Origin of the sequence: Antribacter gilvus, from assembly GCF_003946865.1 — a bacterium.
In the GTDB taxonomy this organism is placed as follows: Bacteria; Actinomycetota; Actinomycetes; order Actinomycetales; family Cellulomonadaceae; genus Antribacter; species Antribacter gilvus.
In genome coordinates this window covers 18,313-31,469 of record NZ_QXTH01000020.1, presented here as the reverse complement: position 1 = coordinate 31,469, position 13,157 = coordinate 18,313, and the positions used below count along the sequence as shown (strand labels likewise).

Genomic DNA, 13,157 nt, shown 5'->3' with positions numbered 1-13,157 from the left:
CCGGGCCGCGACGGAACGCACGACGTTGGGACGATGAACGACCCAGTCGTCGAGACCGATCTCCGTCACCGACACGCGCACTTCCCCCTTGACATCCCGCCCCTGGTGTCCGGTTTGGTAAGAACGCCCCGGATGTTGCGACAATACAGCCCATGACGATCCACAGCACGACGGGCGGGACTCGCACTGCCCGCACCGCCCGCACCACCCGCGCAGGCCTGGTGCTCGGCGCCACGGTCTGCGTCGCGGCGCTCGTGGCCGGGTGCGACCCAGCCGGAGACCCCGGCGCGGCTCCGGCCACGTCCCCGGCCCCGGCCACATCGGCGTCCTCCACGGAGACCACGGCTCCGGCCGCCGCCGACGCTCCCGCATCGACGACGATCCCGTTCGAGGACGGACGGGTCCCCGACGGCTGGTCCGAGCGGGACGGCGTCGCGTGCGGGATGAGCGCGACCGACCTCGCGACGCAGGACGACCGGTTCCAGCTCGAGCTGGACGGCCCGATGGTCAGCGGCGCGGACGGTACCGCCTACCAGCCTGTCCTCCTCAGGGACGGCCTCGGCGACGACGCGGCGGTGGACTTCGGCGACGAAGTCCAGCTCGTGTGGTCGCAGGGCGGCGTGGTGGTCGACCTGGACGATGGCTGGTACGAAGGTGGCGGGCCGATCCTGCTGGCCGCCGACGCTCAGGGCCTCCCGACGGACGAATACTCAGTCTGGAAGGACGAGGTCGCGCTGCGCTGGACGAGCGGCCTCGCCCAGGTGTCGATCGCGACCTCCTGCTGGCCTGACGCCCCCCGCCCGGACGGCGAGTACGAGCTGCGTGCGGTGGCCCTGGCGATGGCCGACGGCGCGAGCCACCTCGTGGTGAGCGAACCTGTCATCGTGGAGTGGGTCGGCCCGGCCGTCGGCTGACGCTGGGGCGTCGGCGGGTCACACCGCCGACGCCCACCCCGCCGGGTCGCTCTCGCCCGGGATCGCCTGGAGGCCCTGCCACAGCACGAGGATCTCGAGCCATCGCGCCTCAGTGGGGCTCAAGGGCCGCACCGACTCGTACCCGGCGCGCAAGGTCTGCCGCACCGCCGTCGGCGTCGGCCGCCAGTCGGTGAAGAGCGTGCCGAGGTAGACGGAGGCCTTGGCCAGGTCGTGCACCCGGTGCCGCACCGTGACGTCGTCGAGGTCGAGCACCCCGACCACCCTCGAGCCCTGCGTGAGGAGGTTGGCCGCGCGGAAGTCGTTGTGGACGAGCTGGGGCTCGTCATCGAGGTCTGGCGCGGCTGACAACAGGCTCTTGAGCCGCTGCGACGCCTCCGGTGCGAAGCCGCGATCCCCGCGGGCGAGCCAGTCGTCGATCCGTTGCCTGAGCGCGGCGGAGGCTTCGGCGGGCTCCGCGGCCGCCCCCGTGCCGAGTCCCGCGGCGGCCCGAGCGGCCGGAGGCAGGTCGCGCCCGATCGCGCCGAGCGCCCGGTGCACCTCGGCCAGACAGGCTCCCGCCGCGACGACGGCCGCCTCGTCCGTCACGTCCAGCCAGTCTCCGGTCAGCTCGGGCAGCACGGTGAGAGACAGCGGCCCCGACGGCCCGGCCAGCGTCAACCGGTCGCGCCCGTCCGTCGTCGCGACAGGCGCTGCCACCGGGACGCCCCGGTCGGCGAGCGCCCGCAGCAACCACGTGGAGGCCTCCAGACGCGCAAAGAGCCTTTGGCTGTGCGACCACTTGACCACCAGGCGGCCACGGTCGCTCTCCACCCACGCGATGGCGTTGTGGTCGCTGATCACCATCCGGGAGCAGCCGACGACGGCGATGCCCCAGGTCTCACTGAGCGCTGCCGAGACCCAGCCCGTGGCGGCGTCGAATCCGCTGAACCCGAACCGTTCCCGGAGCGCGGCCTCCGGCTCGACCCGCTCCCACAGCATGGACAACCCGAGAGGCAGCATCCGCACAGGGTAGCCGGGGGCATCGGTCAGGAATCGAGAAGCACGAGGTGGGGCGCGGTCCATACCGTGAAGCCATGGCAAACATCGACGCCGTCACCCTCGAGGTGACCGACCCCAGCACCGCCCGTTCGTTCTACGACACCGCTCTCGGCCTGGGCGACCGTGTCCGCTTCCGAGCCACCGACGCGCCCAGCGAGGGCTTCCGCGGCTACACCCTCTCCCTCATCGTGTCCCAGCCGGCGAACGCCCACGCCCTGTTCGACGCCGCCGTCGAGGCCGGGGCCATCCCGGTCAAGCCGGTGACGAAGTCCCTCTGGGGGCACGGCGGCGTGGTCCAGGCGCCTGACGGCACGCTCTGGCAGCTGTCCACCTCGGCCAAGAAGGACACCGGCCCGGCGACGCGCGAGTTCGACGAGATCGTCCTCCTGCTCGGGGTGGAGGACGTCAAGGCGAGCAAGAAGTTCTACGTGGAGCGCGGGCTGACCGTGGGCCGGAGCGTCGGCTCCTATGCGGACTTCGCCCTCCCGTCGAGCCCCATCGGGCTGGGCCTCTACAAGCGGCGTTCCCTGGCCAAGACCGTGGGCGTGCCGGCGGAGGGGTCGGGTTCCCACCGACTGGTCGTGAACGGCGACCTCGGGAGCGTCACGGACCCGGACGGGTTCGTCTGGGAGCCTGCCGGAGCCTGACGCTCCTACCGCGCCGCGGGCCGCGGCGCGCCCACGCGCACGTCGACGCCGGGCGACCAGTGGACGAGCGGCTCGCCGTCGGGCAGCGGCAGCCCGGCGTCGGCGGGCAGGCTGGTGCTGAGGTGGTCCAGGCGCGCCCGGTGGAGCGGCCACGGCTGGTGCTCGACCGGCACGCGCCAGAGCCGGCCGAGGTGCGGGGTGAACACCGACCACCGGCCGGTGAGCGACGTGACCAGCCCGTCCGGTTCCCCCTCCGGACCGACCGCGACGAGGGCGCTGGTGCCCTCAGCCTCGTACGAGGTGGCGTCCGTCGTCGTCCGGACGCGACCCGGCGAGTACACGTACGGCAGGCCGAGCCCCGCGCGGAGCAGCCCGACCACCACCCGCCGCGAGCAGAGGATCCGCAGGAACAGCACGCCGTCGTGCTCGCCGTCCGACACGTACGTCCGCAGGTTGAGCTCGGCGAACGTCGAGAACCGGGGGACCGCCGAGAGGCCGGGGGCACGCAGCCCCGCGAGGCGGAACGGCACCAGCCCGAGCCAGGCCGACCCGTCGAGCTCCTGCACCTCGAGCCCTGCAGGCACGACCCGCCGGAGCGTGTCGGCCGGGTACCGCCAGTGGACGAACGCGAGGTGCTCCCACCGCTGCAGGTTCAGCGGACGCCGCACGGGTTCGTCAGGTAGGCGGCCGCTCATCTCCTCAGCGTCGTCGCGGACGGGCCGGTTCGCGCGCGGAGGCCTTGGCGGCGACGCGCTGGTGTGCGACGCGGCTCGCGCACCTGCGAGGATTCCCGCATGACCATCCGCACCCCCGTCTTCGACCTGACCGGGCAGGTCGCCCTCGTCACCGGCGCCAACCGCGGCCTCGGCCGCGCGATCGCGCTGGCGCTCGCCGCAGCGGGGGCCGACGTCGCCCTCGGGGTGCGCACACCTGGGACCGGCGACGAGCTCGTCCGGGAGATCGAGGGGATGGGGCGCCGGGCCGTCGTCGTACGCCTCGACGTGCGGGACCTGGCGCTCTCGCGTGCGGCGATGGACGAGGCGGTGGCGGTGCTCGGCCGCCTGGACGTTCTCGTGAACAACGCGGGCGGCGGGATCGACAGCCCGGCCCTCGACGTCACGGAGGACGACTTCGCCGCCGTCTGGGAGCTCAACGTCCGGTCGACGTTCTTCCTCTCCCAGCACGCGGCCCGCACCATGCGCGACTCGGGCGGCGGCGCGATCGTCAACATCGCCTCCCAGGCGGCGCTCGTCGCCCTGCCGGGGGAGGCGTCGTACTGCACGGCGAAGGCGGCCGTGGTGCACCTGACGAAGTGCCTCGCCGTCGAGTGGGGCGAGCTCGGCATCCGCGTCAACGCGGTGGCGCCCACGTTCGTCGAGACGGACGGCACGCAACGCGTCCTGTCGGACCCGGACCGGAGGGCCGAGATCGTGGACCGGATCGCCGCCCTGCACCGCGTCGGCGTTCCGGAGGAGGTCGCGGGGGCCGTCGTGTTCCTCGCGTCGCCCGCGGCGTCGCTGATCACGGGCACGGTGCTGCCGATCGACGGCGGCTGGACGGCGCGGTGAGCATGCAGGCCGACTGAGCTCCGCGACCAGGCGATCGTGCAGCGAAACGGGCCGCGAACGCTTCACGATCGCCTGGTCGCGCGCCTCGTCGCGTCGGTCGCGGGCCTGTGGGGCAAGCGTGCGCCCCTCCTTGGCCGGGGGGACGGCCGACAGGAGGGGCGCACGCGTTCAGGGGGCGGCCGTCACGGGACGTAGGCCGCCAGGTCGGCCAGGTCGAGGGCCGCGCCCTCGACGGTGACGGCGCTGCCGGTCACGGCGGCGGACGGAGCCTCGGCGCCTGACCCGAGCGCGACCACGAGGTCGAACCCGGCCTCCGTGCCGGATCGCTGCAGGCGGAACGCCCCGCCGGACAGCTCGGCGGTGACGCCGTCGGCGTCGAGGACCCAGCCGCGCAGCCAGGCGTCGCCGCGGCGCAGCGTGAACTGCAGCGTCGAGCCCTGGCGCTCCGTCTCCAGGGTGGTGCCCGCCTCGGGGGCGAGCTGCCACGTCCAGGTGTGCGCGACGTCGTCGGCGAACCGGTCCGAGAAGGCGAGCACGGCGTCCGTGGCACCGCGGTCGGTCAGGTCGACGACGGCGTCGCGCGTCGCGGCGTCCACGCCGAACGCCGCCGGGTTGGCGAGCGACACGAAGCCGCCGCCCTGCTCGGGGAAGGCGCGCGAGACCGACGTCGTCCCCTGGCCGACCACCTGGGTGGTGGCGCCGTCGACCAGGACCCGCGAGTACTTCGCGGCGTTGGCCTGGTCCTTGCCGGGCTGGGCCGCCCACAGGGTGTCGTGGCTGATCAGGGAGAGGCCGAAGGCGTCGTAGCCCTGCCAGCCCAGGTGGCTGCGGTTGCGGTTGTTGAGCTGCAGCAGGGTGTCGTCGGCGTCGGCGAGCCGGTTGCGGAACGTGTAGGCGCCCGCGTCGTCGTCGAGGAGGGCGGGCAGGACCGTGTCCGGCGAGTACGCCTCGTACCCGCGGACCTGCTCCGGCCAGTCGACGAGGGCCTGCGTGACGTAGCCGGGCGAGTACCAAGGGCTCGCCGACCGGTGCCCCGCGGTGCGTTCGAACAGCTCCACGAGGGGACCGACGAGCCTGTCCTCCGCCGCGCGCTCGAGGTACAGCGGGTACGCGGTGACCGGCGAGGCCGTGCCGACGCCCCACTGCAGCCGGGTCGGGCGCTGGCGCAGGGAGACGGTGCGCAGCAGCAGGTCGGTCGTGCGGGGCGCGTACCAGGACTCGCGCAGGGCGTCGATGCCCGCGTCGAACGAGGCGAGCGTGCCCGAGGTCGCGATCATCGCGTCGTAGTCGAGGTAGTCCAGGCCCTCCTGGTAGTGCCCGGCGGCCGTGTTCGCCGCCTCGTTGTGCTGCCGCAGCTGGTCCACCAGCTGCCCGACGCGCGCCTCGCGCAGCCCGTAGCCGCCGTCCCCGCGCACGGCCAGGTGCTGGGCCAGCTCGGCGCCGCGCACGACGCCCACCCAGTTGCTCGCCTTGTCGGGAAGCGTCAGGTTCGGGTGCGAGACGAGCTCGAAGAATGCGGCCGTGCGCTCGAAGAAAGCGACCGCCTGCGCCCGCTGGTCCTCGCTCCAGCCCTGGTACGCCCAGTCATAGACGAGGGCCAGCTGCGACACCGGGTTGGCGGTGTCGAGCTCCTGCTTGGCGCCGAACGGCACCTGCGCCGCCGAGGCGGCGAACCCCTCGAAGGCGAGGTCGGCATAGCGCTGCTCGCCCGTGACGGCGTACAGGAAGGCGGCCTCGCGGGCCCAGCGGTCCGGCGTCGTCCCGGCGGCCGCGCGGCCGCCCTCGACCCGGCGCACGACGGCGCGCCACGCGTCCTGCGGAGTGCCCGGCTCCGCCACCTGGCGCCGGATCTTCGCGACGGTGTCCGCGTCGAGCCCGATGCGCGGGTGCTGCAGGCCCGCCACCTCGGCCGTCGCCAGGACGGTGCCGTCCGCGTCGACGAGGGCGGCCCGCCGCACCTCGTCGCCCAGGCCCGGCAGCCCGGCGACGTCGGCCCCGCCGAAGCGCCCCACGGGCAGCGACTGGACGGTGCTCACCGTCTCGCCGACCTGGAACGGGCGGTTCCCGCTGACCACGGCGAGCGGCCCCGGAGCGTCCGCCGCAGCCCGGAACCCGGCACGAAGACCGCCGTCGGTGCGGGTCAGCGAGAGGTAGCTCGTGGCGGTCGGGTCGGTGGCGGGGGAGCGTCGGGTGACGGCGTTCGTCCGACCGGCCTCGGTGCCGTCCTCGCTGCGCGCGACGACGACGTACGTGTAGTCGGTGCCCGGCTCCCACTCGACGTCGGCCAGCGCCGTGACCGTGCCCGGCACGCTGCGCAGCAGGTTGCCGGCGGCGGGCTCGAACGGTTCCGTCCCGGCCGCACGGTGCACGTCGTAGGTGGCCGCGACCACGCCCGGTCCGGCGGTCCAGCGGAGCGCCACGTCGCCCGCGGGTGACGTCTCCGCCCGCAGCAGGGTGCCCGACGACGGCGTGATCGTCAGGTCGTCGACGTCCTGCGTGGCGCGCAGGCCGTCGTTGAACACGTGCACGCGGACGCCGGTGGCGCTCGCGGGAACCGTGAAGACCTCGGTGGTGGTCTGCCAGCCGTCGGTAGCGGTGCTGCGGCCGAAGAACCAGCTCTCGTTGTTCGCACCGAGGACGTTGATCCGGACCCCGGCCCTGCCCGTGCCGGACGGCGCAGTGACGCGGCTGGTGTAGGTCAGGGCGAACGTCCGGGAGGCGGCGGGCAGCGGCACGTCGCGGACCAGGGCGAGGCGGCTCGTTGTCGTGTCGGTGACGACCCGCACTGCACTGCCCGTCGTGGGGCCCTCGACCTGAGCGACCGAGCCGGTCCCGGCGGCGTTCCAGCGGGACCAGCCGGTCGGCAGGGCGCCGCTCCAGTCCTCGAAGCCTTCGGCGAGCACGGGGGTCTCGGACGGGGTGGTGGCGCTCGCGGTCGTGCTCGCCGTGGTGCTCGTCGTCGTGCTCGCCGTGGCCGGCAGGGCCGCGGTGGCCGCCGGGGCGAGCAGCGCGGCGGCCAGCACGGCCGCCGTCGTGAAACCCGCGCCGGTGCGGGTCCGGAGGTGTACGGCGTCGGGCGCAGGGTGCGGCGGACGGGTGTGGAACATGGCGCTCCTCGGGGAGGCTGGCTCGTCGTCGAGCGGGTGGGGGTCCAGGCGTGTCGGCGACAGTAACCGGTTACTACTGGGAGCGACAAGACGAGGGTTCGACGGAGTGAGCGCTTCTTACGAATGGCGGAATATCACCGCTCATCGATGGACCGGCGAGCAGGAAGCGGTTACTCTCGCGCGGCCGGTCTGCGCGTCGCGGCGTGCTCCACCGAGTCGCGCAGGACCAGGTGCGTCCCCAGCACCACCGACCCCGTGGGGGAGGCGCCGGGGTCGAGCCCCACCCGTACGGCGGTGCGGCCCAGCTCCTCCATGGGAACGCTGACCGTGGTGAGGGCGGGCGCCAGGTGCGCGGCCAGCGGGACGTCGTCGTACCCCACGACCGACACGTCGTGGGGCACCCTCAGTCCCGCCTCGCGCAGGGCGCGCAGCACGCCGAGGGCGACATGGTCGTCGTACGCGAAGACGGCGGTGAAGTCCGGCTCACCGCCGGTCTGCGCGAGGCGCTCGGACACGCGCCGGTAGCCGAAGGCGTCGCCGAACTCGCCCAGCACCAGGAGGCCCGGGTCTGCCTGTGCCCCGTGCGCCCCGAGGGCTCGGCGCCAGCCCGCCACGCGGTCGTCCGACGTCGTCCAGCCCTCTCTCCCGCCGACCAGCAGCACCCGGCGGTGCCCGTACGACAGCAGGTGGCTCACCGCGGCGAAGGCGCCGTGCTCGTTGTCGTACGTGACCACGTGCGCGGGAGCGTCCGGGCCCAGCCCGGGCCGTGCGCACAGCACGAGCCGCGAGCCGACGGCGGCCAGCGACGTCGCGTACGGCGCCAGCCTCTCGTAGTGCTCGGGCGTGCGATGGAAGCCGCCGACCAGGACGACGGTCTCTGCCCCCTGCTCGCGCAGCAGCTCGATCGTGGCGAGCTCACGGGCGGCGTCGCCCCCGGTGGTGCCGATGAGGCAGAGCCGCCCCTGGCGCGCGGCCTCGTCCTGGGCGCCCTGCGCCACCGCTGCGTAGAACGGCGTGGTGACGTTCGCCAGCACGATCGCGACGGTGTTGCTGCGCCTGCTCGACAGCGCCCGCGCATGAGCGTTGGCCACGTAGTCGAGGTCCGCCACGGCCTTGCGCACCCTGGCCTGCGAAGCGGCCGACGTGGGGTAGTTGCCCGCGAGGACGCGGGAGACGGTGGCGACCGAGACCTGGGCCCGGTGGGCGACGTCCCGGATGGTGGGCTTCTGGTCGCGTCGGCCGGTGCTGGTCACGGGTCCAGTGTCGGCCCCCGGACGTGCGACGACAACGCGCGGGCCCCCGCCGCCCCGTGCCCGTCCGGGCCGCCGTATCCGCGACCAGGCGATCGTGCAGCGAATCGGGCCGCGAACGCGGCACGATCGCCTGGTCGCGCGTCTCGGCCGCTAGCGCCCGAGGGTGCCCGTACGTCGTCGGGCGTAGGTGCGCAGCGCGCGGAGCAGGTCCAGCTCCCTGAAGCCGGGCCAGTAGATGTCGCAGAAGATGAGCTCGGAGCGGACCGAGCGCCACGGGAAGAAGCCGGACAGGCGACGTTCGCCGCTGGTGCGGATGATCAGATCGATGTCGTCGTCCGGCGCGGCGACACGGGCGTCGACCATCTCGGGCTCAAGCGTCTGGACGATGTCGTCCAGGGAGTCGCCCCGGTCGTGGGCCTCCCAGAGAACCTGGCGGACGGCGTCCGCCACATCGCCGTACGGGTCGTAGCCGACGGCGAGCGTGAGCCGGCGCGGGCGCCCGCGTGTTGCGGCGACGGCTTTCTTGAGCGCGCGTGCCGTCGCGTCCGGGACCAGGTCGAGGTTCCCGGCGATGTGCAGCTCCCAGGCACCGCCGGGGCGTCGGACCCGCTCGGGGATCACTGTCTCGAGGAGGTGGAACAGGAAGGCCATCTGCGCGTCGTCGCGCTTGGTGATGTTGTCGACCGACAGCACGTAGACGCTCACCGCGCCGATGCCGGCGCTCGCGCACCAGCCCAGGACGCGGTCGAGGTGCTCGGCCCCGGCGCGATGGCCGAACCGGACGTCGTCCACGCCGACGCTACGTGCCCAGCGCCGGTTGCCGTCCATGATCAGCCCCAGGTGTGCCGGCACCGGTGAACCCCGCAGCTCGCGACGCAGGCGCGCGACCAGGAGACGGTCGATCGGGACGCGGAGCCACGGGGTGAGCGCCATGAGAGGGCACTCTAGCCCTCTGCGGTCAGCGCATCCGCTGCCGCCCGACGCCGCGCGGAATCCTCGCGCTCGTAGGCAACGAGCGACGCCGCCCTCACCCGCCGATGGGTTCCGACCGTGCGGTACTCGATCTTTCCGGCCTCAAGCAGCCCGATCAGGAACGGCCGCGATACGTTCAGTGCATCAGCTGCTTGCTGCGTGGTGAGTTCCGACTGCACTGGCAGCACGGCTACGCCTTCGCCCTGAGCAAAGCTGGAAAGAACCTCGGCCAGCGCGGCCAGTGCTGTCCGAGGCACGACGACGTCCGCACCGTCACCGAAGCGCAGGTGGACCGGCCCGTCGGACTTCAGTGCGTCTTCAAGTTCCGGCAGAGCGGATTGCGCAAGTTCCGCATCGGCAGGCTCGGGGACGAGCGAGGTCTCAGCAGACATGACGGCCCTCCATCGCATTAATCGAAGCATTCGCAACATCCGAAGCGTACCGACTCGCAGTTACCGATGTCGAGCGAGCCGACCTCACGCCTGCCGCGCCAGCGCCCGACCCAGGCGCTCAGCGCCCGCCGGGAACGCCCCAGGGTTCGCCCCCGAGTAGTTGAGCCTCATGAACGGTCCGGGCGGTTCGGCCGGGAACCACTCGTCGCCCGGCGCCACCAGGACCCCCGAGGCCTCGCAGTCGCGGACGAGCTGCTCGAGGTCGGTCGCGTCCGGCAGCCGGACCCAGAGGTTCAGGCCTCCCGTGGGCACCGAGGTGAGGTGGGCCTGAGGGACATGCTCCCGCAGGCTCGTGACGAGCAGGTCGCGCCGCGCCCGCAGCTGGTGCCGGAGGCTGCGGAGGTGGGTCTGCCAGCCGGGCTGCGTCACGACGTCGAGCGCCGCTGCCTGGAGGAGGCCGCTCACGTACATCGAGCCGGCGCTGAGGTCGGCGGAGATCCGCTGCTTGGCGGGGCCGCGCGCGATCACGGCCGCTACCCGGACGGCGGGGGACACGCTCTTGGTCAGCGAGCGGAGGTAGACCACGTGGCCGCCGTCGTCCATCGCGACGAGCGGCCTGGGGTCGGCGTCGATCGCGAAGTCGTGCGCCCAGTCGTCCTCGACGAGGAACGCGCCATAGGTGCGGACCACGTCCAGGATCTGGTGCGCGCCCGCGATCGACCACTGCGCGCCCGTGGGGTTGGCGAAGTTCGGCTGGGCGTAGAAGACGCGCGCGCCCGTCTCCTCGAAGGCCCTCGCCAGCTCGTCGGGGTCCGGCCCGTCCGGTCCGCTCGGCACGGGGATCACCTCGACGCCCGCCTGCGCGGCCGCGGTGATCGCGCCCCAGTAGGTCGGTGACTCCATCAGCAGCGGCTGCCCTGTCATGACCAGGGCACGGAAGACGGCGCTGAGTCCGCTCTGGCTGCCGGGCAGGACGACGACGTCGCCCGCCGCCGGAGGCGTGACGCCTACCGGCGTGGACCCGCCCACCTCGCTCGCGAACCAGGACCGCAGCTCCGGCAGCCCCGCCGCAGGGGAACGCGTGAGCGCCGCATCGCTCCGTGCGGCGCGCCCCAGGGCCGACCGGAGGAGCCGCTGCTGCAGGAGCTCGCGGTCCGGGTAGCCGGCGTGGAGGGCGACGGCGTCGACGGCGGCCTCACGCATCGTGGCGGACCCGGCGGGGATGCGGCTGCGGGGCGACCGGAGGGCCGCGCTCTGCCAGCCGTAGTCGACGGGCCGTGCCGTCCGGACAGCCCGGACGAACGTCCCGGCGCCCGGCCGGGTCTCGATCAGCCCCTGAGCGGCCAGCACGCGCATCGCCTTCTGGACCGTGACCGGGCTGGCCCCGTGCTCCGCCACCAGCGAGCGCGACGACGGGAGTCGTCCTCCGGCCGGCGCCTGGGCGATCCACGCCTGGAGCGCCGTGACGATCCGTCCACTGCTATCGTCAGTCATGTCAGCACACAGTAGCGCTATCGCCCAATCTCGACCACTGTTATCGAACCCCTCGACCGGTCTCTGGTGGGGACTCCTCGGCGTCGCGGCGTTCTCCTTCACCATGCCGTTCACCCGCGTGGCCGTGGGTGGCCTGTCGCCGCTGTTCATCGGCTCCGGCCGCGCGGTCGTCGCGGCGGCGCTCGCGGCGGTTGCGCTCGCGCTGACCCGGCAGCGCCCGCCCCGGGGGGTCCAGTGGGCTCGACTGGCCGTCGTGGCCGGGGGAGTGGTGGTCGGGTTCCCCCTGCTCTCCTCGTTCGCGCTGACCACGGCGCCCGCGAGCCACGGCGCGGTCGTCGTCGCGCTGCTCCCCGCGGCGACGGCCGTCATGGCCGTGCTCCGCGGCAAGGACCGGCCCCCGCGGGCGTTCTGGGCGCTCACCGCGGTCGGCGCGGTGGCCGCCGTCGCGTTCGCCGCCGTGCAGGGCGGCGGGATCGCCGGGCTCCGCTGGTCGGACGTGCTCTTCCTCGGCGCGGTCGTCACGGCCGCGATCGGGTACGCGGAGGGCGGGCTCCTCGCCCGCGAGCTCGGCGCCTGGCAGACCGTGTCGTGGGCCCTGGTGCTGTCGTTCCCCTTGATGCTGGGGCTGGCGGTCGCGGCGGCGGCCCAGCAGCCGCCGTCGGGCACCCCGGTGGAGTGGGCCGCCTTCGCCTACCTGGCCGTCGTGAGCATGTTCCTCGGCTTCTTCGCCTGGTACCGCGGTCTGGCCCTGGGGCCGATGGCTCGGGTCAGCCAGGTGCAGCTCGTCCAGCCGGTGCTGACCATCTGCTGGGCCGCCCTGCTCCTGGGCGAGGACCTCACCTGGGGCACGGTCGTGGGCGGGCTCGCCGTCGTGGCCTGCGCCGGGGCGGCGGTTCGGGTCCGCCTCGGCCGGTCGGTCCGCGGGGTCGGTCCCTTGTCGCCGGGTCGGTCGATAGACCGACCGACCCGGCGACAAGGGACCGACGCGGAGGCCGCTGGAAGCCTGAGGTGATCAGGCGGCGGTGGTGACCTCGATGCGCTGCGGTGCCGTGCCGGCGAAGACGCCGGAGATGGTCACCGTGAGGACACCGGCGTCGTAGGACGCGCGGACGGCCTCAGCGTCGACGGTCCTCGGGAGCGTCACGACGCGGCGGAACGAGCCGAAGCGGACCTCCCGGACGCGGCGGCCCTCGGACTCCTCCGAACGCTGGTCCTTGCGCTCGCCGCGCACCACGAGCTTGCGGTCCTCGACCTCGACTGTCACGTCGGTCGCCGGGTCGATGCCCGGCAGGTCGAGGCGGGCGACGAGGTCGTCGCCCTCGCGGTACACGTCGGCTGCGGGCGAGACGCCCGGGGCCGACCCCGGGGCGGTCGCGGTCCGGGGGCTCGGCACGTACTGGAGCCGGGCGACGGCGAACGGGGAACGGGTCAGGACAGTGGTCATGGTCTTCCTCCTCTGGACGGTGCTGCTGATGGGTCCAACTTGAGTCGGCCCCACTCAATTTCCGGGTTCGCCGACGGCGGACGGTGGCCGGTGCGGCACGGAGTCTCACCGGGCGCCAACAGGCTGGGGCTGCGCGGGATGTCCGGTGCGGCAGCCCCGTACGAGCTGGTCGACGCCCGGTCAACCCGCCCGGGCACGGACTGAACGCAGGCTGAGGACTTGCTCGGTATCCTTGCCTTTCCGTGACTTACCCTTGCCATATGCCGTACCGTCGTAGGACGGAGTCCGCGACGACGGCGTCGGGGCG

12 protein-coding genes are annotated in these 13,157 nt (G+C 73.5%); 4 read left to right on the top strand and 8 right to left on the bottom strand.

Annotated features, from left to right (window positions below; genetic code table 11):
• Window positions 1-152 precede the first annotated feature (152 nt).
• Window positions 153-914 (top strand): hypothetical protein, encoded by a 762-nt coding sequence (locus D1350_RS22600; protein WP_125778318.1) that lies wholly within the window; start codon window positions 153-155, stop codon window positions 912-914.
• Between the two features lie 18 nt (window positions 915-932).
• On the opposite strand, the gene D1350_RS22595 is transcribed toward D1350_RS22600, so the two are convergent.
• Window positions 933-1,934: a phosphotransferase enzyme family protein gene (locus D1350_RS22595; RefSeq protein WP_125778317.1), complete on the bottom strand. Its 1,002-nt coding sequence runs from the start codon at window positions 1,932-1,934 to the stop codon at window positions 933-935.
• 74 nt (window positions 1,935-2,008) lie between these two features.
• On the opposite strand from D1350_RS22595, the gene D1350_RS22590 reads away from it, so the two are divergent.
• Window positions 2,009-2,620: a VOC family protein gene (locus D1350_RS22590; protein WP_125778316.1), complete on the top strand. Its 612-nt coding sequence runs from the start codon at window positions 2,009-2,011 to the stop codon at window positions 2,618-2,620.
• A gap of 5 nt (window positions 2,621-2,625) precedes the next feature.
• On the opposite strand, the gene D1350_RS22585 is transcribed toward D1350_RS22590, so the two are convergent.
• A complete protein-coding gene (locus D1350_RS22585) occupies window positions 2,626-3,315 on the bottom strand; it encodes a YqjF family protein (RefSeq protein ID WP_125778315.1) in 690 nt (229 codons plus the stop codon).
• Window positions 3,316-3,414: 99 nt separating this feature from the next.
• Here D1350_RS22585 and D1350_RS22580 point away from each other — a divergent pair, with 99 nt between their 5' ends.
• Complete coding sequence (locus tag D1350_RS22580; protein ID WP_125778314.1) at window positions 3,415-4,188, top strand: SDR family NAD(P)-dependent oxidoreductase; 774 nt, start codon at window positions 3,415-3,417, stop codon at window positions 4,186-4,188.
• Between the two features lie 182 nt (window positions 4,189-4,370).
• On the opposite strand, the gene D1350_RS22575 is transcribed toward D1350_RS22580, so the two are convergent.
• From D1350_RS22575 to D1350_RS22555, 5 genes are all read right to left on the bottom strand, one after another.
• The gene (locus D1350_RS22575; RefSeq protein WP_125778313.1) at window positions 4,371-7,295 is read right to left on the bottom strand and encodes a hypothetical protein; all 2,925 of its coding nucleotides are present in this window, start codon (window positions 7,293-7,295) and stop codon (window positions 4,371-4,373) included.
• A gap of 170 nt (window positions 7,296-7,465) precedes the next feature.
• Entirely contained in the window at window positions 7,466-8,548 is a 1,083-nt protein-coding gene (locus D1350_RS22570; protein ID WP_125778312.1) for a LacI family DNA-binding transcriptional regulator, read from the bottom strand.
• A 150-nt stretch (window positions 8,549-8,698) separates the two neighbouring features.
• Window positions 8,699-9,481: a polyprenyl diphosphate synthase gene (uppS, locus tag D1350_RS22565; protein ID WP_125778311.1), complete on the bottom strand. Its 783-nt coding sequence runs from the start codon at window positions 9,479-9,481 to the stop codon at window positions 8,699-8,701.
• 11 nt (window positions 9,482-9,492) lie between these two features.
• Entirely contained in the window at window positions 9,493-9,912 is a 420-nt protein-coding gene (locus tag D1350_RS22560) for a helix-turn-helix domain-containing protein (RefSeq protein ID WP_125778310.1), read from the bottom strand.
• Window positions 9,913-9,996: 84 nt separating this feature from the next.
• Window positions 9,997-11,406 carry an aminotransferase-like domain-containing protein gene (locus D1350_RS22555; protein ID WP_125778309.1) on the bottom strand — a complete coding sequence of 470 codons (1,410 nt, stop codon included), beginning with the start codon at window positions 11,404-11,406 and terminating at the stop codon, window positions 9,997-9,999.
• On the opposite strand from D1350_RS22555, the gene D1350_RS22550 reads away from it, so the two are divergent.
• A complete protein-coding gene (locus D1350_RS22550; RefSeq protein WP_125778308.1) occupies window positions 11,405-12,418 on the top strand; it encodes a DMT family transporter in 1,014 nt (337 codons plus the stop codon). The two genes, D1350_RS22555 and D1350_RS22550, sit on opposite strands and share 2 nt — an antisense overlap.
• Here D1350_RS22550 and D1350_RS22545 read toward each other — a convergent pair whose 3' ends face one another.
• A complete protein-coding gene (locus D1350_RS22545; protein ID WP_125778307.1) occupies window positions 12,419-12,850 on the bottom strand; it encodes an Hsp20/alpha crystallin family protein in 432 nt (143 codons plus the stop codon).
• Window positions 12,851-13,157: the final 307 nt, after the last annotated feature.

What these genes read in the sequence shown, in the direction of transcription:
- D1350_RS22545 (WP_125778307.1), bottom strand. Translation starts at nt 12,850, where the DNA reads ATGACCACTGTCCTGACCCGTTCCCCGTTCGCCGTCGCCCGGCTCCAG.
- D1350_RS22575 (WP_125778313.1), bottom strand. Translation starts at nt 7,295, where the DNA reads ATGTTCCACACCCGTCCGCCGCACCCTGCGCCCGACGCCGTACACCTC.
- D1350_RS22590 (WP_125778316.1), top strand. Translation starts at nt 2,009, where the DNA reads ATGGCAAACATCGACGCCGTCACCCTCGAGGTGACCGACCCCAGCACC.
- D1350_RS22595 (WP_125778317.1), bottom strand. Translation starts at nt 1,934, where the DNA reads ATGCTGCCTCTCGGGTTGTCCATGCTGTGGGAGCGGGTCGAGCCGGAG.
- D1350_RS22555 (WP_125778309.1), bottom strand. Translation starts at nt 11,406, where the DNA reads ATGACTGACGATAGCAGTGGACGGATCGTCACGGCGCTCCAGGCGTGG.
- D1350_RS22580 (WP_125778314.1), top strand. Translation starts at nt 3,415, where the DNA reads ATGACCATCCGCACCCCCGTCTTCGACCTGACCGGGCAGGTCGCCCTC.
- D1350_RS22585 (WP_125778315.1), bottom strand. Translation starts at nt 3,315, where the DNA reads ATGAGCGGCCGCCTACCTGACGAACCCGTGCGGCGTCCGCTGAACCTG.
- D1350_RS22600 (WP_125778318.1), top strand. Translation starts at nt 153, where the DNA reads ATGACGATCCACAGCACGACGGGCGGGACTCGCACTGCCCGCACCGCC.
- uppS (WP_125778311.1), bottom strand. Translation starts at nt 9,481, where the DNA reads ATGGCGCTCACCCCGTGGCTCCGCGTCCCGATCGACCGTCTCCTGGTC.
- D1350_RS22560 (WP_125778310.1), bottom strand. Translation starts at nt 9,912, where the DNA reads ATGTCTGCTGAGACCTCGCTCGTCCCCGAGCCTGCCGATGCGGAACTT.
- D1350_RS22550 (WP_125778308.1), top strand. Translation starts at nt 11,405, where the DNA reads ATGTCAGCACACAGTAGCGCTATCGCCCAATCTCGACCACTGTTATCG.